The sequence below is a fragment of the Methylotenera sp. genome (genome assembly GCF_030684185.1).
GTDB lineage: Bacteria > Pseudomonadota > Gammaproteobacteria > Burkholderiales > Methylophilaceae > Methylotenera.
The window spans coordinates 62,317-81,489 of record NZ_JAUXOY010000015.1 but is presented as its reverse complement, the minus strand read 5'-3'; the positions used below and the strand labels follow the sequence as shown (position 1 = coordinate 81,489).

Genomic DNA, 19,173 nt, shown 5'->3' with positions numbered 1-19,173 from the left:
AAGTCACAAGCGCTGAGACATTTTTGTCCCAGTGCTTGTGTTGCTAAGGACTATTTTTCGATATGTGCAAACAAGATAACTATAAAACGCGCACAGCTATTTTTATTTTTCTGTCACTTGGGCAAGTTGCCCCATTGTACGCAAATGAAACTTCTGATTTTAAGTCAGAATCTGCCGCACCATTTTCACAACCTGAGAAACAATCAGGTGCAGAAGTCTTGCCTGTCGCTGTAAAGCAAGAAGTAGCTGATCAAGAAGCTTTAACATCTGAGAAAACAAATAATAAAGATACCAATTACTTTGACATATTAGAGTTTCAGGTGGAAGGCAATACTAAGCTTACCACAATGCAAATTGAGGCAGCAGTGTACCCGCAAATGGGAGAGAAAAAGACTATTGCAGATGTTGATAAAGCAAGGGAGTCTTTAGAAAAGGCCTATCACCAAGCTGGTTATCTTACAGTGTTGGTAGATATCCCTGAGCAAGATGTAGACAAGAAGATTGTTAAGCTCAATGTGACAGAAGGCAAAGTTGGCCGCCTGCGGGTTAAAGACTCGCATTATTTTGCACTGGGACGCATTAAAGAGCTTTCGCCATCAGTAAAAGAAGGTGAAGTGCCACATTTCCCTACCGTTCAAGCAGATATTGCTCGATTAAACCGTACTGCTGATAAGCGTGTCACGCCAGTGATGAAGGCAGGCAAGGCGTTTGGTACGGTGGATGTCGATTTGAAAGTAGAAGACAACTTACCATTGCATGCCAGTCTTGAGTTGAATGACCGCTATAGTCAGGATACTACTCGCTGGCGTTTGGGTGGCATGATTCGATACGACAACTTGTGGCAGCGAGAGCATAGTTTATCTCTCAATTTCCTTGTTTCTCCGCAAAACATTGATGAAGTTAAGGTACTTTCAGCGAATTATCTAATGCGCTTTGATGAGAGCGACATGATGTTAGCTTTGTATGGCGTTAAATCAAACAGCAGTGTTGCCACTGTTGGCGGCATTAATATTTTAGGTAAGGGTACCATTTTGGGCACGCGCTTAATCAAACCGCTACCTTCGGTAGATACTTATTATCATTCTATTTCACTAGGGTTGGATTACAAGGATTTTGGTCAAACCGTCGTGTTTGGCAGTAGTTTTGATACGCCTATTACTTATATGCCATTGTCGGCGGTGTATTCAGGTACATGGCAAAACACATTAAGCAGCACTCAGTTAACAACTGGCATTAACTTTGGAATGCGAGGCCTGGTATCAGATGAAGCTGAGTTTGCAAGTAAGCGAGCAGGGGCCAAACCTAACTTTTTTATAGCAAAAGCTGAGTTGCAACATACACAAACCTTACCGAAAGGTTTTCAGGGATTTGCAAAGGTTGATGGTCAATTTTCAGGCGCGCCTTTGATATCAAATGAACAGTATCTTGCAGGTGGTGTTGATACGGTAAGAGGTTATCTAGAGGCGGAAGCATCTGGAGACCAGGCGTTGCATTCAACCCTTGAAATTCGCACACCTTCATTGTTTAAAGACATTGCCTGGTTGCAAGATTTTAAGCTTTCTGCCTTTTATGATATTGCTCAGATCAAAACAATAGATCCATCAGTAGGGCAAAACGAGAAATCAACTTTATCAGGTACTGGTTTTGGTGTTCGTATGAAAGCGTTGAAGCGTTTAAATGTCAATCTGGATTTGGCATGGCCGTTGAACGATAGTGGCGTTACAAAAAGTGGCGATTTTGCAAGTCACATGCGCCTCTGGTATGAGTTTTAATGGTTAGTTGTCGATTTGATAAAGCGTGAAACTAAGTGAAATTTAATCAAGGGATATTCAGTATGAAAAGATTGTTGGCGTTATTATTTTTGATGGCTGGGCTTATTCCCTTATCAAGTATTGCTGCATGGAATGCAGATTGGACAGTGCAAAATAAAATATCTATTAATGCACAGGGTCTGACTGAGGCCTCCTCTCAGGCGCCTGTAGTAGTGCGCTTACATTCAGGCAATTTTGATTTCACAAGCGTGAACATTGATGGTTCAGATATCCGTTTTATAGCAGGAGATGATAAAACCGAACTTAAGTATTACATGGAAAAATTTGATGCAGTAAACGAGCTGGCCATTATTTGGGTGCAATTACCAAAAGTTGATACCACAGACAAAAATGCACATTTTTGGCTTTATTCTGGCAACGAAAAAGCAACGACAAGCACTGGAGTAAAAACTGCATGGAATGCCAACACCGTTGCAAACTTCCATTTTGCAGAAAAAACACTGTCACAGGATAGCTCTGCCACTGAGCTAGGGGCCGGTGGTGAAATTACACTACAAAAGGCAGGGTTGATAGGTGAAGCAGCTACTTTTTCAGGTAAACCATTCGTTATATCTGTTAATCCAGCAGTCAAACATGCTGCAGGCGCTGGCTATACATGGTCTGCCTGGATTAAGCCGGCAAGTTTGCCTCAACAAGCCAGTCTGTATAACCAAGGTGATGCAGTTGTCTTAAAAATTGATGGTCAAAAGCTAAGCTTAAACGTAGGCGCCAGCAATGTATCTGGTGGTGAGATTAAGGCAGCCACATGGCAGTATGTTGCTTTTACGCTGGAAGGCGGCAGGGCCAGTATTTTTGTTAATGGTGTATCAGTTGGTACAGGAGATGCTCCAGTCGTTGATGCGGAGTCTGACATTAAAATTGGCGAAGGCTATACAGGTGAAATGGATGAGTTAGAGATTGCCAACGTAGCCCGAAGTGATAATTGGCTCAAATTTTCCGCTAGTACACAGGGCATGGATAGCCAGTTGCTAAAAGTTGAAATGGGTGAGGGTGGTGAAGCTGAGGAAGAAGGTGAAGTCAATTATATCGGCATATTGGTCAGCAGCCTGACCTTGGATGCCGAAATCGTGATTGGTATCTTGGCGGTGATGTTTGTGATCAGTCTATGGGTGATGTGGGTGAAAGCCGCACTTGTAATGAAGACTGATAAAGACAATAAAAAATTCCTGACACGCTTTCAAAATGCAGGTAACGATTTGCTGAGTCTGGATAAGGGCGGCAGGTATCCGCATTCTTCATTGTATAAACTTTATACAGCCGGTTTAAGGGAAATTCGTAAGCGTGAAACTGCTGATGAAAAATTAGCATTGAGCGGTGCATCAATGGATGCAATTAAAGCTGCCATTGATGCTGATTTAGTCCGTGAAACACAGCGCTTGAACTCGAACATGGTGCTGCTTACTATCGCGATTTCCGGTGGTCCGTTCCTGGGTCTTTTGGGTACGGTAGTCGGTGTGATGATTACCTTTGCTGCGATTGCTGCCGCTGGTGATGTGAATGTGAATGCAATTGCACCTGGGATTGCCGCAGCTCTGTTAGCGACTGTAGCAGGTTTAGCGGTCGCGATTCCTGCGTTGTTTGGCTATAACTATTTAGCCAGCCGTATTAAAAATATCACCATTGCCATGCAAATATTCGTGGATGAATTTGTTACACGTACTGCCGAGTTGTACGGCAAATGATTTTTTCTTCATGCAAAATCCAGGCACAACAAATGAGACATTATGTCTGAAGGCATAAAAGAAGAGAACCAGCTTTATGACGAGATTAACATCACGCCGATGCTTGATCTCGCCTATGTGCTGTTAGTGATTTTTATCATCATGACAACAGCTTCTGTACAGGGTGTGAAGGTCGATACGCCACTAACGAAAGCAACCGCGCCATTGGCTAAACCAAACATGCGGGCTATTACCATTACCAGTGACGGGTCTGTGTATCTGGATGCTTATCCTGTTGATATGGCAACCTTAGAGCAAAGGTTGGGTGAATTAAAAAGTGGCAATCCCGAGTTGCCTGTAGTGCTAAAAGCGGATGCAGCCGCACAATTCGACAAAGTCTCGGAGGTGCTGGGAATATGCAAAAAACTGGATATTACTGAAGTTGGTCTGGTAACCAAGAAGCAGGCAGGATAGCACGATGCAAGTACAAAACGACGCACAGCCTTATGACACCATTAACATCACGCCCATGCTGGATCTGGCTTATGTGCTACTGGTTATTTTTATTCTGATGACCACTGCTGGTGTGCAGGGCCTCACTATGAACTTACCTAAACCATCTAACAAACCCAGTACTGAAAAGCACGACGTAAAAATTGTACAGGTGCAGCAAGGTGGGGGTGTACTCATCAATGGCATAGGAGTAAGCATCGCCGAGCTTGAGACACAACTTAATGCTGCGAAGTTAAAAGATCCTCAGTTCTCCGTCATGATTCGAGGCGATGCTAATGCCCCTTATGCAGGTGTTATTAGTGTGATTGATCTTGTTACCAGGATGGAGATCGCGAATGTAGGCTTGGTAACTGGGAAGATAGGTACCTGATGCAAAGCGCTGACATATATCTAGAAGATGATGAACAAGTGCCAACGGCTAGCGCTATTTGGCTTAAACGTATAGCTATTATATTAGTCGCGGCTGTTGTTTTAGGGTTATTAGGTTACGCGATGCAATCGTTGTTCTCTGGCGGCACAACTCACAAAAAAGCAATTACAACGATTAAGCTACTGCCTGATACTCCACCACCCCCCCCCCCTCCGCCTAAGGAGCCGCCAAAAGAGCAACCCAAAGATCAGCCAAAGGAGATGAAAGAAGTGCCACAGCCTAAGCCTGAACAAGCACCTCCAGCTGAAGTTCTTAAAATGGAAGGCGCCGCTGGCGATGGCCCTAGCCCGTTTGCTGCAGGTGCGGTCAATAATGAATATCAAGGTGGGGAAGTTGGCACCAAGATTGGTGGTGGACCTAGCAAATACCAGTTTGCGTGGTACACCGATTTGATTAAAAGCCAAATTGAAAATGCTATGGCAAAAGATAAAGCACTTGCAAATGGCTCTTACAAGGTGGTTGTTAAGGTTTGGGTAGCGTCCAGTGGACGAATTCAGCGTTATGAATTGGTTGGTTCAAGTGGAGATGCAGATAAAGACGCATTGGTTAAAAAAGCTTTAGATGAGATGCCGCCATTATCTGATCCTCCTCCTGGCGATATGCCTCAGCCAGTAAAACTAAGAGTCACTGCACGTTCTGTCGGTTGAGTATGATCGGAATTAAAGTTAGGAATGTGATGACAAATTTTTTTGAATATGAAACGGAAATTAACATGATACAAGCACAACAACTCAAGGGAATCTCGAAAAAGCAAGATCGCGATTTCACTGCTCGGTTACATGATGCACGTACAACTTTAAAACCAATGGTTGCTGCAATTGCTACAATTTATCTTGGAACAGCAATAAACACTGCTCATGCTGGTGAACGTGAATCTTTAGAACAGTTGCGCTCGACCACAGTTAATCTTGTTAATTTATTGGTTCAAGAAGGTGTGCTCAGTAAAGGTAAGGCTGATGATTTACTAAAGCAAGCTACACAGGATGCACTCAAGGCTAAAGAAAAAGATGCGGTAGCTGACGCAGCAAGCACGCAAAATGCGACTGTGGATAAAGCTGTTGATGAGAAGATGGTCAGAGTTCAATATGTTCCTGAAATTGTAAAAAAAGAGATGCGGGAAGAAATCAAAAAAGAAGTGATGACTACGCTCAACTATAAAGCAGGTACACGCCTTGGCATGCCGGAATGGATAGACCGTATGGTTTGGGAAGGTGATTTACGATTTAGATATCAAAATGATAAATTCCCTACTGGCAACCCTGACCCAAGAGACTTCAACTTGGCAAATGGAGGTGCAGATTTGAATAACACTTCTGACGATAGGAGTCGCACAAGATTGCGCGCCAGATTAGGGGTAAAAGCGCAAGTGAATGATTGGATGTCAGCTGGGTTAAGAATGACTACTGGTTCACTGGGTGACCCGATTTCACCCAATCAAACTCAAGAAGCAGCTTCAGCAAAATATACCTTAGGAGTTGATCGTGCTTATATGAATGCAGAAATCAAACCTTGGCTTAATGTGGTCGGTGGGCGATTTGCTAATCCATGGTTCTCAACAGATCTAGTGTGGGACCCAGATTTGGCATTTGATGGGGTGGCGGTTAGTTTCACGCCAAAAATTAATGACAATTGGTCAGGCTTCGCCACTATTGGCGCATTTCCATTAGATGAAATTGAAGGTTCTAATTTAAATAAAGCCAAAAGCAAATGGATGTATGGATCACAAGCGGGTATAAAGTGGACATCCGCCAACAAGTCTTCGGCGAAAGTAGGCGTTGCTCTCTATGATTTTGATAATGTTGAAGGTATTTCCAATCCAAATAACTTAAATTCCTACGATGCAACCGTTCCAGTCTTCCGTACTAAAGGAAATTCCTATTTTGATATAAACGAGCAGTTTAATAATGTCGCAACTTCAAAGTATAGTCTAGCCTCTAAATTTAGGGAACTTAACTTAACTGGGGAGGTTGATATAGCGGCTTTTGATCCAGTGCATGTCATTCTGACTGGTGATTATGTAAGAAATATTGGCTTTGATAGCAAGGAAATTAGTAGGAGAACAGGCCTCAATAATTCATTCCTTCCTAAAAAACAGGTGAATGCCTATCAGTTGAAATTAACTGTAGGCATGCCTAGCACTTACAAAGCGCATGACTGGCAAGCCTTCGCTGCATACAAGCGCCTGGAAGCGGATTCTGTGCTTGATGCTTATACAGATTCAGACTTTTACCTAGGTGGTACAAATGCAAAAGGCTGGGTTTTGGGTGGTAGCTATGGCTTGGATAAAAACACATGGCTGACAGCCAGATGGTTCAGCGCAGATGAAATTGAACCTCGTGGCGCAAGTCTATTTGGTGCTTCACTCTCACCATTATCGATTGATGTGTTAATGCTAGATTTAAATGCTAAGTTCTAATTGAGAGTGATGATGAAATTAAAACTTCCTTATAGTATTTTCTGGCTACTTTTTGCATCGTTATTGATTGGGCTTTTTTCCCCAGAAAGTGTAATTGCAGCTGAAAAACAAGATAAATCAGCTAAACGTGCTGCTCTGATGATGCAAAAAATCAAGCAAGAAGCAGAGCAGGAGAAAGCAGCGATGCAGACTCAGTTTGATTTACAAAAAAAAGAGCTTGAAGATAAAATCCTAAGCAAAGATGAGCAATTGCAAGAGCTTGATAAGAGTCTGGAAACTTCACAGCGAAAAGTAAAAAAGCTAGAAAGCGATATTGCTAAAGTTAACACTGAAAAAGCAGCGTTGGATACCAAACTGCAACAAACGCAATTAATGCTAGAGACTACACAGACTAAACTTTCAGATTTACAGTTGCAATACAGTCAGGCTCAAGCGGATATTAAGGTTAACGATAATCAGCGAAAAACACTTTCGACTAACTTGGCACAAACCAATAAGTCACTGAGTGTTTGCGAAGAAAAAAATACCAAATTACATCAGTTTGGTACAGATCTTATCAAAATATACGATAAGCCAACTGCTTATGACGCGGTAATGCGTAAAGAATCTTTCTTACAGCTAAAACGTGTGGAATTAGAAAACATACTGCAAAATTACCAAGATAAACTTAATGATGAGCATCTGGTAAAAAGCAAACCTACTTACTAAGCTCAGTTAGACTGCATATGGAACAAATTGCCAAACTCTGGAACATGACATCCGTGTTCCTTCTCACACTCGCGATCGTGACGGCTCCATTTCGAGGTTTTAACGGCGACAGGTTAGTGGTGGCTTTAGTAGTTGGGTTCTTGGTTTTAATTCCACTCGCCCTAGCGGCACATGCATACCGTCGTCCAGACAGCAATGTTCACCGTGGTATCTACCTGACGAATCTCGCTCTTTCTGTTTTCGTCGTGATCTTTCTAGCTACGTTTACGATAGTACAGCCAGCCGCCGTGCTTATTCTCTTCCCTCTCCTCGGGCTGATGCTCCTAGCGCCGGCAATTCTTAATTTCCTTGTGCTTCAGCGCTGGCGTATGCAGTCTAACCTCACGGTCGAGAGGGACTCACCAAAAGCGGGCGCCCCTCACCTTAAGAGATAAATTTACTTTCAATTTCTAACGTTGCATTAAAAATGTAACGTTAGAAATAATGCCGTCATAATCTCTGCGTAATATCCATTGTTCACTATATGAGTGAAAATATGGTAAATCTAAATAAAATACTCCCAAGAGTTCTGCCGTTTGCTATTTATATATTATTTCTAGGGTTGAGTGATTTTTTATCTCCGCTATTAGAAAGTGTTGGCATTGATTCTAAGTGGATTTATGCAATAAAAATTATATTGGTAATTGCGTTGTTGATATATTTTTACCGTAACTACAATGAACTTAGCGTTAAGCCTCTGGTGAAGGACTTATGTGTCGGCGCGCTAGCTGGACTGTTGGTTTTTCTGCTTTGGATATTGCCATACCCTGCTTGGGCGATACTTGGCGGTGATGTTAGTGGTTTGAATCCAAATAAAAATTCAGATGGAATTGAATTAATTCTGTGGTTATCCGTACGTATTTGTGGTGCAGCGCTGATTGTTCCAGTGATGGAAGAATTATTCTGGCGGTCGTTTGTAATGCGATGGATCGATAACAAGGAGTTTCAGAGTTTATCCCCTAAAAACATCTCATTTTATGCCCTTATCGTAAGTTCATGTTTGTTCGGCTTAGAACATCAACTATGGCTAGCTGGTTTGTTTGCCGGGGTTATATATGGGCTGTTATATAAGATTTATAAAAATTTGTGGGTGCCAATTTTTGCACACGCGGTGACCAACGGCATTCTTGGCCTTTGGGTAATGACTACCGGGAATTGGCAGTATTGGTAATGATTAATCACGCAATTAAAATTACAGTTATTTGCAGTCTGCTGTTTATTTCTACATACACTTTAGCAGAAGGGTTGGTAGACATTAAGCCTTATGTGAACGCGAGCATCAATTACGATGATAACTTATTTCGGTTTTCATCTTCTGAGCAAGCAAAAGCAACCTTTGGCTCGTCTAACACCTCCGATGTAGTGAAGCGAGTTGATTTAGGAGTTGTTGTCAATCTCAGATTAAGTCGTCAATTAGTAACATTGTCATCAAGTATCAATGAAAGTCGTTATGATCGATTCGATATTCTGAATAATACTGGTAAATCAAATAAATTAAACTGGAGCTGGCGCTTGGGTAATGATTTGTATGGAGAGGTAAGTGCTAGTGAAAATGAAGCAATTTCAGGATTTAATGAAATTAACAAGCGAGTTAAAAACTTAAGAACAACCAGTAGGCAACTTGCTAATATCAATTGGAATCTACAACCGAGCTGGACACTGAGTGCGACACGTGAATATGGTAAATCTGAAAATGAACTCAGTAGTTTAAATGCACTTAATAGAGAAGATGATATTTATGAGGCTGGAATTCGCTATCAAAATCAACGTGGTACACAGTTAGGTGTTGCATATCGGGTATCTGATTCAACTTTCCCAAATAGATCTGGTTTCGAACAGGTTTTTTATGGCGATGAAAGTTCAAAAAAAGAGATTGTTGTCAACGCAGTATGGTTACCTAGTGCTAAAACTAGGGTTTCTACACGATTGTCTAATGTAAATTTGGATATAAAAAATTTACCACAACGCAATTTTAATGGGATTAGCCAGCGTTGGAGTTTAGATCACTCATTTACAAGTAAAGCAAATGTTAACCTAACTGCTTATCAGGATATAGCGCCAGTTGATGACATCATATCAACCTATGTAAAAGTTACAGGTTTTAGTGTGAATCCATCCTGGATATTGACCGATAAAATTGCAGTGCAGGCAGGTTTAGGCTACGAAGAACGAAATTATTTAGGGAGTGCAGGCATCCTGCTTAGTAGCGTCGAATTCGATCGGTACGATGAATCAAAACTTGCACGCGTATCCCTCACATATACTCCGACTATGAAATCACTGGTGGCATTGCAATATCAAGGCGAAAAGCGGGAGTCCAATGCTAGTAACGCCAATTATCAATATAACAATATCAATTTTTCTATGCGGTATGATTTTTAGGCAAATAAATTGCTGGTTAGAATTGCGTAGTAATGCCAATACAAAATAATCCTTGCGATATCCCTCATCATAAATATGACGTATTCCTGACATATTAAATTCACATTTAATTCTTATAGTAGAAGAACTTTAGAATTGGATGAAAGAACCGCATGAGTTTTACAAAAAAATATTTGGTATTGATGTTAATTGGCACATCCGTTGCATTCACGGCCTGTGAAAAAAAAGATCAAGAAAACACAGAAAAACCAGAAACACAAGTGGTTGCAAAAGTGAATGGCGATGAGATATCCATACATCAAGTTAATTTTCAGCTTACGCGTATGGGGCAGATGAATGAAGCACAGAGTAAAGCGGCAGCAGAAAAAATATTGACGCGATTAGTAGAGCAGCAACTATTAAAGCAACAGGCATTAGAAGCAAAGATCGATCGTGATCCCAGAGTTGTGCAAGCGGTTGAATCCTCTGGCGATGAAATATTGGCGCAAGCTTATTTAGAGCAGTTGTTGGCAAAAGCGGCTAAACCATCTGCGACTGAAATTGATACTTTCTACAATGAACATCCAGAACTGTTTTCAAACCGTAGGATATTTCGCTTACAAGAACTTGTAGTTGATGTCAGTAAAGATAAATTTTCAGAAATTGAAAGCAGTTTAAAAGATATCAAGGGAATTAACGAAGTTGCAACTTGGTTGAGTACTAAAAAATATGTATTTACTGCTAACAGCAATGTAAGAACGGCTGAGCAAATCCCATCTGATTTACTTAAAAAATTGCAACCGCTTAAAGACGGTGAGTTTATTCTGGCGCCATCAGAGCGCACTATCAACATTATTCATTTGGCAGCATCTCAGACATCACCAGTTACGCGTGAAAAAGCGGCGCCGATTATTGAGCAGTTTTTCCTGAACCGGAGTAGAGCTGAACTGGCAAAAAAAGACATGTCTGAAATTAAAGATAAGGCGAAGATTGAATACTTAGGTGCATTTTCAGATATAGGAAAATCAGAAGTAGCAAAATCAGAAGTAGTAAATCCCACTGCAACTGTTTCCAATAATGCAGAACCGTTACCTGCATCTGAAACCAATGCAAAATCCCAGTCGATTATTGATAAATCTAGTGAATCAAAGGCTAAACCTGACGCAGACCAATTGAATATGGATAAAGGTTTGTCTGGTCTTTAATGCATTTTCTTGCGGGTCTATCAAATAAGGTTTAAATCAATATGTATAGAATGATATTGCTGATGTTAATGTTTTTGTCGTGCTCAGTAAGTATGGCTGATACCGTTACAAAAGAAAGTACTAAAAAAGAGGTTAATGCAAGTCGTGATTACATTCTGGGTGCAGGTGACTTGGTCAGAATTAACGTTTACGGTGCGCCTGATATGCTCACAGAAGCAAGGTTGTCAGCTGCTGGCACAATTACTTTTCCATTGATTGGTGAACTGAAACTAGGTGGCACCAGCCCTACTGCAGCAGAAAAGAGAATTGCTGATTTACTGGAAAAAGGCGGATTTGTAAAAAAAGCACAAGTCAATCTAGTGGTTCTGCAATATCAAAGTCAGTTTGTTTCTGTGCTGGGCGATGTTTATAAGCCCGGTAAGTACTCCCTCGATAGACCTAGCACGCTTTCTGATGTGCTGGCTTTAGCTGGCGGCATCACCCCAAACGGTTCAGATATGGTGACCTTAATACGCACCACAGCAGGAAAAACGACTAAAGAAAATTACGATTTTAGAGATTTAATTACAAAAGCCGATGCTGGCAGCAATCCTCAGGTGAGTGGTGACGACATTGTCTATGTAAATGCCCGTGAAGTTTCTGTGCTAGGGCAGGTTAATCGACCTGGTAAATATTCGGTTGTGAGCGGCGTGCGTACCGTGATTGACTTTCTATCACAGGCTGGTGGTGTTTCTGCTGGTGGTGCTGACAAAATTATTGTAGTGACCAAGCGCAATGGAAAAATACTAAAGCGTGAGATTGATGTAGATCTGCTCTATCGCACGGGTGATACATCAGGCAATTTTGAATTGGCTGATGGTGATTCAATTTACGTTCCCAGAACACCAGTATTTTATATATACGGTGAAGTGCAACGTCCAGGTTCATTTAGGTTAGAGCGCAATATGAATTTATCACAAGCGCTTTCGACAGGTGGTGGGCTTTCAGCAAGAGGTACTGAGCGTGGAATGAAGATTAAACGCTTAGTTAATGGTGTGCTGGAAACGCTTAATGCTAAAGCTAGTGATTTGTTGCAAGCAGATGATGTTGTGTTTGTAGGCGAAAGTTTGTACTAAAAATTAGTTAATCGATAGGTAAAGATGAATTTTTCGCAAATATTATCAATTTTAGCAGCTCGTAAAGGAATACTCAGTTGGGTGTTCCTAGTGACGGTTACGACAACTATTATCATCAGTTTGGTACTACCTAAAACCTATACTGCAACTGCATCATTAGTGATTGATTCTAAGGGTGCTGACCCAGTAACAGGATTTATGTTGCCAGCAACACTAATGCCTGGTTATATGGCAACTCAAGTCGATATTATTCAGAGTCACAATGTGGCGTTAAAAGTGGTTGATAAGCTTGATGTTGTTCGTAGTCCATTAGCTCAATCCCAGTTTGAAAAAGCGACAAAAGGTGAGGGTGATATACGCGATTGGTACGCAGACCTATTTTTACAAAATTTGGATGTAAAACCATCGCGCGAAAGCAGTGTGATTGAAATTAGTTATAGAGGTGCTGACCCTAAATTTGCTGCATCGCTGGCAAATGCTTTTGCACAAGCCTATATCAATACAAATCTGCAATTAAAAATTGAACCGGCAAAACAAGCTGCAATTTGGTTCGATCAGGAAATAAAAGGTTTGCGTCAAAACGTTGAGATTGCGCAACAAAAACTATCGGCTTATCAAAAAGAGCATGGTATTGCTTCTTCAGATGACCGTTTAGATATAGAAACTGGGCGATTAAACGAGCTTTCTAATCAGCTGGTGATGGCGCAAGCACAAACTTATGATAGTACTTCGCGGCATAGTCAATTAAAAAGAGGCGTTGAATCCGAAGCGCCTGAAGTGCTGGCAAACTCACTTATCCAAGGCCTTAAATCGCAGTTGGCTCAAGCGCAAAATAAATTGATGGATGTTTCTCAGCATCTTGGTAGCAATCACCCTCAATATCAAGCCGCACAGGCAGAAGTTACGAATTTGCGAAATTTAATTAACGCCGAAACTGCAAAAACAAGCAGTAGCGTTGGTCAAACTGCGCGGGTTTCAAAACAAAGAGAAAGCGAAATCAAGGCTGCTCTTGCTGCGCAAAAAGAGCATGTGCTGAAGTTTAAAAGTGAACGGGATGAAATGGCGGTGCTTTTGCGAGAAGCTGAAAGCGCTCAACGGATATACGATAATGCGCTACTAAGGTTTGGGCAGACCAACATGGAGAGTAAATCCGGTCAAACTAATGTAGCAATACTTAATCCTGCAGTGCCACCAATCAAACACTCTAGTCCTAAAATTTTCCTCAATATTTTCCTATCCATCATATTAGGCATGCTGTTAGGCATTGGTATTGCGATTGTCTATGAAATGTTAGATAGGCGCGTGCGTTCTGCTGAAGATTTAGCGCAACTGGTAGATACGCCAATGTTGGCCGATTTAAATAATACGGCGAAAAATGCAGCGGGAGTATTAAGCAAATTACGTCAAATATTTAAAAAGAAGCCTTCTCCAAAACACACTATTCCGAAATATCAACTTTTTGCAAAGTAAGCTGCTAATGGATTATTCAAATAATACCTATCAATTAAATAATGATCATCAGGAGAATCACCATCATCAGCAGAATGCTCCTCTAGAGAATGATCATGTGATGATTGGTGATGCTTTAATTGCACATGCGAAATTAACACAGCAAGATAAAGAACGCATATTGGCATTGCAAAAAGAGAAAAACATCTTGTTTGGTGATGCAGCCAAGCAGCTGGGTTTAATCAGTGACGCTGATCTTAAAAAAGCATTATCGCAACAGTTTAACTATGCCTATGTTCATGAAGATAGTCGTCAGCTTAATCAAATACTAATTGCAGCACATGCGCCGTTTAGTGAAGAAGCGGAAAATCTGCGCAGTTTAAGAGGTCAATTATTGACCCGTTGGTTTGATCTGGGGAATAAATCATTAGCAGTGACATCGGCAAACGTTGAAGATGGTGCTAATCAGTTGGCTGCAAACCTGGCTATCGTTTTTTCTCAACTCAATAAAAAAACATTACTGATTGATGCTAATTTACGCCAGGCTACACAGCACAAGCTATTTGATGTTGAAACTAAGTTGGGATTAGCTAATATTTTAGCCAATAAGCAAGGTAGCTATCAGTTAACGCGGCAGCAGTCTTTGCCTAATTTATATATTTTGACTGCAGGAACTGAGGTGCCGAATCCGCAAGAATTATTAAGCAAGGAGGAGTTTGCGGAATTACTGCTGGATTTAGAGAAAATATATGACATTATTCTAATTGATACGTCCCCGCTAAGCTTAGGCTCTGATGTTTTCACTGTTGCAGCTAAGGCAAAGGCAGCCGTGATAGTGGCACGGAAAGACTATACTTTAGCCGCCAAAATTCAAAAACTTAATCTGCAACTTGGGCAAGCTGGCGCTAAAGTTGTTGGCAGTATACTTCAGGAGTTTTAGGTGTCAAGTTCAGCCGCAAACAACTTTGTTTCAAATTTAGGGGCTTTGAAATTTAAAGACCATTTTATTGAATGGTTACCAGCCATTATTGGCTTATTTATAATTTACGCGCCAACTTACTACGCCTTAAGTAAAGGTGCTTGGAGCTACGAAGATCAGGCACACGGACCGATCGTGCTGATAGTAGTGCTTTTTCTTTTTTGGAAAAATCGCGATAAGTTGCTTTATAACCCAGCGGTTAAGACAATGCCTGTATTAGGTAACTTATTGATTGTATTTGGCTTGTTGTGTTATATCGCAGGGCGTTCGCAAGACATTCTACTGCTTGATGTTGGTTCACAAATCCCGGTTATTGCTGGAATTCTGCTAATCACGCGTGGTATGCCTGCACTTAAAGCGATGTGGTTTCCACTATTTTTCATATTTTTTATGATACCGCTTCCTGGGGCTTTTCTTGATGCGGTAACCTTACCTATGAAAATGGCCGTGTCATATGTTGCTGAACATGTCTTGCACTGGTTTGGCTACAACATCGGTCGAGCTGGAGTGGTTTTACAAATCGGTAAATATCAGTTGCTGGTAGCTGATGCCTGTGCGGGTATGCATACGCTCGTTTCGCTTGAAGCCTTAGGATTGCTCTATCTTAATATGGTGAAGCATAACTCGGTGTTCCGTAATGTTACGCTGGCTATTCTCATTGTTCCAATTTCTTTCACCGCCAACGTCATCCGTGTAATAGTACTTACTCTGGTAACCTACCATTTTGGCAATGAGGCAGGGCAAGGCTTTATACATGGGTTTGCTGGAATGTTGCTGTTTATCGTGGCGTTAACGTTGATTATAGGTGTGGATTCTGTCTTGCAATATCTAGCAAATCGTAAGCATCGTAACCATGGAGATTTAAGTCATGAATCCAGCACTTAGACACGTTTTCTGGCTTATGCTGGCTTCTGCAGTCATCGCCGTTGCAGCGACGCCAACCCATCACTTAGCCAATCAAGGGTCGCCAATAAATTTAGATTCAATGGTTCCATCACAATTTGAAAACTGGAAGGTAGATGATAAGGTCGTTTATCAGCAAGTTAACCCTGAAGTTAAAGCGTCAATAGACAAAATTTACACTCAGGTACTTAACCGTACTTATGTTAACAGTCAAGGTTATCGGATTATGCTAACCATTCCATACGGAGCAAATCAATCAGACGGGCTTTCTGCACACGACCCCGAAGGTTGTTACCCTGCTCAAGGTTTTCATATCATGTCTAAAAGCAAGGATATTTTGCGTACTAGTATCGGAGATATTCCAGTGCGTCGTATGGAAGCTTCAAGTGGCGCTCGTCATGAGCCTATAACTTACTGGTTTACAGTGGGTAGTTATGCGGTAAATAACGATTGGGATCGTAAAAAAGCTAAATTACGTTATGCCCTCAAAGGTCAGATTCCTGATGGAATATTATTTAGGGCATCTTCGATAGATGATGACACGCAAACTGCTTATCAAATTCAGGGCATGTTTATTGAAGCGTTAGTTAAAGCGCTACCACAGGAATTTCGCGCACGAGTCAGTGGTCTGTCATATTAACGTAATCCGATCTTTCTAAAATATCAGCTTTAGTTAGAAGAAGTCGCTCTAAGCGAACAGATGTTTTCATAAGAACGACATGCATACTAATCCTTATACACAAGAAAAAGCACTGAATGGCGCAAAGCACTACCTAATGGGTAGGGGGGCGGCGGGGATTGCTGGTTTTATTTCAATTATATTGCTGGTGCGGTACATGGATGTGCATAACTATGCCGCATATACTGCACTGACTGGTTTAGCCGCGTTGTGTTGTGTGCTGGCTAGTTTGGGAATGGAACGGGTTGTTTCACGTTATATACCTGAAGGCAGGCTTTATCATTCCGTTACTGAACTTAGTCGTTTTATCTGGTTTACCAGTGCTATCAGACTGCTTGCCGGCTTGGTTGTTATGTTGGTGCTTTATGTCTCATGGCCTGTAGTAGATCGCTTTCTCACCGTATCAGAATTTAAGTTTTTTTCAATTGCATTGGCGTGTCTCATTGTAGCTGAGGTGATGTTTCAGCATTTTTCGACTGTTTTACAATCCCTTGTTATGCAAAAAACGCTAACACGTTTATTGATTATTCAGTGGTCAGGCAGACTGATGCTAATTGCTGCTTTCGTTTGGATGAAATCTGTAATTACTTGGGAAGATGCTCTATGGATTTTTGCGATTCCAGAAATGCTTGGCATTATCGGATTTGTCGTGGTTATCAAGCGGCATCTGCTTGGTTTGTCTGACCCAGATAATTCTGGCGTAGCAGGGGAAAATTGGCCTAATTGGGAAAAGGCAACCGAAGTCGGCTTGCATAATTACGGCTTCACTTTGCTGGCTGCGCCACCGCAGGGATATTTCATGAAGCTACTGACCGCGGCTTATCTCCCAGTTGAAATTGTCGCTGCTTACGGATTTTTTATCAGTGTTGCAGAAAAAATCAGGCAATACATCCCATTACACTTTTTCTATGGGTTGCTGGAGCCGATGATAATCGCCAGTTATCTGAAAGATCGGGATTTTTCTGTGCTAAGTCAGCGTTGCCAATTACTTTACAAGTCAAATTTACTATTATTGGTACCCGCGATTGCTTGGGTCGCGGTAGCTGGCGACCCTATCGTTGCTGTCATGACTGGTGGTAAATTTCAAGGTTTGTCATGGATTCTAATATTGGTAATGATACAGCTCACCATTGGCAGCCATGTTGTGCTCTTGCAACTCATTTTAAATTCCCTTGAAAAAAGCAAACTGCTGATTACCGCCAGTATGGTTGCACTACCAGTCTTGTTGCTTGCCATGGCGGTTGCAATCAACACCTCTCCAATATGGCTACTGAGTGCGCCCATCTTATTCTCTCTGGCAATGAACCTATACATCGTGTTTCAACTCGCCATTGCCAATCACTGCTACAAGCTTTCCTGGAAAATGCTTGGCGGAGTCACTTTATCTGGGCTGCTTTCGTATTTATCAGTTGGTTATGTAGTTAACGAAATGTCCTGGTACTTTAGTTCATTGTTTATGGCTATGTTTCCACTCTTTGCGGTTATTGCAATCTACACGCTTTCCCTGTGGGCAATGAGAACGATAAGTTGGCAAGAAATGTTGATAGTTAAATCACTTATTGTTAGAGAGAAGATAGAACAAAAATGAAAAATGTTTTGAAAAAAATAAAAGCCAATATCAAAATTGCGCTATGGAAAACTAATTTTTACCGTAGGCTTTTTATTTCTGGGGCTGGGCCAAGGATTTTTTATTTAATGGGTCTCGGAGATAGATTTCCAAATCTGGGAGATCAAGCACAAGCAGCTGCAATACCTATTTGGATGAAGAAGCATTTTCACATGCCTGTTATTGAAATAAAAAATTATGAGGTGAAATCCTGCTTACCATTACTTAAAAAGCATATCAATAAAAATGATATTGTGTTTCTGCATAGTGGTGGAAACTTCGGGGATGACTGGTACACAACACAATTGATGCGTGAATCCATCATATCATCGTTGATAGGTAATCGGATTATTCAGCTACCTCAAACCATTTTCTATAGTGATACGGAAAGTGGCAATCTTGCATCTGTCCGTAGCAAGGAAGTTATTAACAAACATATCTCATTGCTGATTTTTGGTCGGGACTTCCAGTCCACTGAAATTGCAAAAAAACTTTTTTGCAACACTCCAATTTTATCCAGACCTGACATGGTGCTATCTTTGCAGGAAACTGTTGAGAATCAACTCAGCAAAGAAGTATCGAGGCGAACCCAAAATTTCAAAAGGATTCTCCTTATCATGCGCAATGATAAGGAGGGTATTTATGGGCTGGATGATAAAAATGACATTGCTAAGATACTTTCAAACGCTGGTTATGAGCCGAGATTGTGGGATACAGATGTAAATGACTCTTTTCCAAATCAAGATAAGTTCAAAACGCTAACCAAGTATCTGAAATTCATAAGTGAATTTGATGCAGTTATTACCGACAGATACCACGGCTTGATTTTTTCTGTCTTGGTTAAAAGGCCATGCGTAGTATTGAAGACACATAACCACAAGCTTACTAGTGCGTTTGATTGGTTTGACAATGTTAATTATGTCAAACGAGTTAACTCGACTGATGATCTGGTAGCAGCATTAACCGAAATGCAAGGATTTCATGAGTATGTTTCACCTCGGTGGAGCGATATACACTTTGACCCTATGGCAATTGAAGTGAAAAATTTTCTTGCAAATAGTGTGATTGGTGAACGGTAATGAATTTGTGTTATACAAAACTTAGTATATTCATTGAATTAGTTGTTGCGGTATTTTGTTTATTCTTTAGTGCAACTAAAAACAGCTTGAAAATTACGGATGGAGTTCTATGGGCAATGTTAAATCTGGTTGAGTCCGATTTATTGTTGTCAGATGCTGATGTTTATAGTAATTGTGTCATCAAGTTAGTACGACTGT

The 19,173-nt window shown here is 41.1% G+C and carries 17 protein-coding genes; all 17 read left to right on the top strand.

Annotated elements, in window-relative coordinates; genetic code table 11:
• Window positions 1-62 precede the first annotated feature (62 nt).
• Entirely contained in the window at window positions 63-1,772 is a 1,710-nt protein-coding gene (locus Q8J82_RS06665; protein ID WP_304908374.1) for a ShlB/FhaC/HecB family hemolysin secretion/activation protein, read from the top strand.
• Window positions 1,773-1,834: 62 nt separating this feature from the next.
• The gene (locus Q8J82_RS06660; RefSeq protein WP_304908375.1) at window positions 1,835-3,514 is read left to right on the top strand and encodes a DUF2341 domain-containing protein; all 1,680 of its coding nucleotides are present in this window, start codon (window positions 1,835-1,837) and stop codon (window positions 3,512-3,514) included.
• Window positions 3,515-3,556: 42 nt separating this feature from the next.
• Window positions 3,557-3,967, top strand: coding sequence for a biopolymer transporter ExbD (locus Q8J82_RS06655; protein ID WP_304908376.1), 411 nt, complete (start codon window positions 3,557-3,559; stop codon window positions 3,965-3,967).
• 4 nt (window positions 3,968-3,971) lie between these two features.
• Window positions 3,972-4,376, top strand: a complete 405-nt coding sequence (locus Q8J82_RS06650) for a biopolymer transporter ExbD (RefSeq protein ID WP_304908377.1) — start codon at window positions 3,972-3,974, stop codon at window positions 4,374-4,376.
• Window positions 4,376-5,083 (top strand): energy transducer TonB, encoded by a 708-nt coding sequence (locus tag Q8J82_RS06645; RefSeq protein ID WP_304908378.1) that lies wholly within the window; start codon window positions 4,376-4,378, stop codon window positions 5,081-5,083. Before Q8J82_RS06650 ends, Q8J82_RS06645 begins: the two co-directional genes overlap by 1 nt.
• Window positions 5,084-5,112: 29 nt before the next feature.
• Window positions 5,113-6,852 carry a putative porin gene (locus tag Q8J82_RS06640; protein ID WP_304908379.1) on the top strand — a complete coding sequence of 580 codons (1,740 nt, stop codon included), beginning with the start codon at window positions 5,113-5,115 and terminating at the stop codon, window positions 6,850-6,852.
• Between the two features lie 12 nt (window positions 6,853-6,864).
• Window positions 6,865-7,560: a hypothetical protein gene (locus tag Q8J82_RS06635; RefSeq protein WP_305327984.1), complete on the top strand. Its 696-nt coding sequence runs from the start codon at window positions 6,865-6,867 to the stop codon at window positions 7,558-7,560.
• Between the two features lie 535 nt (window positions 7,561-8,095).
• On the top strand, window positions 8,096-8,770 hold the full coding sequence (locus Q8J82_RS06630; RefSeq protein WP_305327983.1) for a CAAX prenyl protease-related protein: 675 nt from the start codon (window positions 8,096-8,098) through the stop codon (window positions 8,768-8,770).
• The gene (epsL, locus tag Q8J82_RS06625; RefSeq protein WP_304908382.1) at window positions 8,770-9,981 is read left to right on the top strand and encodes an XrtB/PEP-CTERM-associated polysaccharide biosynthesis outer membrane protein EpsL; all 1,212 of its coding nucleotides are present in this window, start codon (window positions 8,770-8,772) and stop codon (window positions 9,979-9,981) included. The genes Q8J82_RS06630 and epsL overlap by 1 nt, the downstream gene beginning before the upstream one ends.
• 152 nt (window positions 9,982-10,133) lie before the next feature.
• A complete protein-coding gene (locus tag Q8J82_RS06620) occupies window positions 10,134-11,165 on the top strand; it encodes an EpsD family peptidyl-prolyl cis-trans isomerase (protein WP_304908383.1) in 1,032 nt (343 codons plus the stop codon).
• Between the two features lie 41 nt (window positions 11,166-11,206).
• Window positions 11,207-12,280, top strand: coding sequence for an SLBB domain-containing protein (locus Q8J82_RS06615; protein ID WP_304908384.1), 1,074 nt, complete (start codon window positions 11,207-11,209; stop codon window positions 12,278-12,280).
• A gap of 24 nt (window positions 12,281-12,304) precedes the next feature.
• Entirely contained in the window at window positions 12,305-13,750 is a 1,446-nt protein-coding gene (gene epsF / locus Q8J82_RS06610) for a chain length determinant protein EpsF (RefSeq protein ID WP_304908385.1), read from the top strand.
• A 7-nt stretch (window positions 13,751-13,757) separates the two neighbouring features.
• Entirely contained in the window at window positions 13,758-14,669 is a 912-nt protein-coding gene (locus tag Q8J82_RS06605; RefSeq protein WP_304908386.1) for a polysaccharide biosynthesis tyrosine autokinase, read from the top strand.
• On the top strand, window positions 14,670-15,593 hold the full coding sequence (gene xrtB / locus Q8J82_RS06600) for an exosortase B (protein WP_370690384.1): 924 nt from the start codon (window positions 14,670-14,672) through the stop codon (window positions 15,591-15,593). It abuts the gene before it with no gap.
• Window positions 15,577-16,251, top strand: coding sequence for an exosortase-associated protein EpsI, B-type (gene epsI / locus Q8J82_RS06595; protein ID WP_304908387.1), 675 nt, complete (start codon window positions 15,577-15,579; stop codon window positions 16,249-16,251). The genes xrtB and epsI overlap by 17 nt, the downstream gene beginning before the upstream one ends.
• Window positions 16,252-16,330: 79 nt before the next feature.
• Entirely contained in the window at window positions 16,331-17,878 is a 1,548-nt protein-coding gene (locus tag Q8J82_RS06590) for a lipopolysaccharide biosynthesis protein (RefSeq protein WP_304908388.1), read from the top strand.
• On the top strand, window positions 17,875-18,975 hold the full coding sequence (locus Q8J82_RS06585; protein WP_304908389.1) for a polysaccharide pyruvyl transferase family protein: 1,101 nt from the start codon (window positions 17,875-17,877) through the stop codon (window positions 18,973-18,975). Before Q8J82_RS06590 ends, Q8J82_RS06585 begins: the two co-directional genes overlap by 4 nt.
• Window positions 18,976-19,173 lie beyond the last annotated feature (198 nt).

Bases quoted from the DNA above. Each gene is read 5' to 3' on its own strand.
- epsI (WP_304908387.1), top strand. From the start codon at position 15,577: ATGAATCCAGCACTTAGACACGTTTTCTGGCTTATGCTGGCTTCTGCA.
- Q8J82_RS06605 (WP_304908386.1), top strand. From the start codon at position 13,758: ATGGATTATTCAAATAATACCTATCAATTAAATAATGATCATCAGGAG.
- Q8J82_RS06590 (WP_304908388.1), top strand. From the start codon at position 16,331: ATGCATACTAATCCTTATACACAAGAAAAAGCACTGAATGGCGCAAAG.
- epsF (WP_304908385.1), top strand. From the start codon at position 12,305: ATGAATTTTTCGCAAATATTATCAATTTTAGCAGCTCGTAAAGGAATA.
- Q8J82_RS06630 (WP_305327983.1), top strand. From the start codon at position 8,096: ATGGTAAATCTAAATAAAATACTCCCAAGAGTTCTGCCGTTTGCTATT.
- epsL (WP_304908382.1), top strand. From the start codon at position 8,770: ATGATTAATCACGCAATTAAAATTACAGTTATTTGCAGTCTGCTGTTT.
- Q8J82_RS06635 (WP_305327984.1), top strand. From the start codon at position 6,865: ATGAAATTAAAACTTCCTTATAGTATTTTCTGGCTACTTTTTGCATCG.
- Q8J82_RS06655 (WP_304908376.1), top strand. From the start codon at position 3,557: ATGTCTGAAGGCATAAAAGAAGAGAACCAGCTTTATGACGAGATTAAC.
- Q8J82_RS06665 (WP_304908374.1), top strand. From the start codon at position 63: ATGTGCAAACAAGATAACTATAAAACGCGCACAGCTATTTTTATTTTT.
- Q8J82_RS06660 (WP_304908375.1), top strand. From the start codon at position 1,835: ATGAAAAGATTGTTGGCGTTATTATTTTTGATGGCTGGGCTTATTCCC.
- Q8J82_RS06585 (WP_304908389.1), top strand. From the start codon at position 17,875: ATGAAAAATGTTTTGAAAAAAATAAAAGCCAATATCAAAATTGCGCTA.
- Q8J82_RS06650 (WP_304908377.1), top strand. From the start codon at position 3,972: ATGCAAGTACAAAACGACGCACAGCCTTATGACACCATTAACATCACG.
- Q8J82_RS06615 (WP_304908384.1), top strand. From the start codon at position 11,207: ATGTATAGAATGATATTGCTGATGTTAATGTTTTTGTCGTGCTCAGTA.
- Q8J82_RS06620 (WP_304908383.1), top strand. From the start codon at position 10,134: ATGAGTTTTACAAAAAAATATTTGGTATTGATGTTAATTGGCACATCC.
- Q8J82_RS06640 (WP_304908379.1), top strand. From the start codon at position 5,113: ATGACAAATTTTTTTGAATATGAAACGGAAATTAACATGATACAAGCA.
- Q8J82_RS06645 (WP_304908378.1), top strand. From the start codon at position 4,376: ATGCAAAGCGCTGACATATATCTAGAAGATGATGAACAAGTGCCAACG.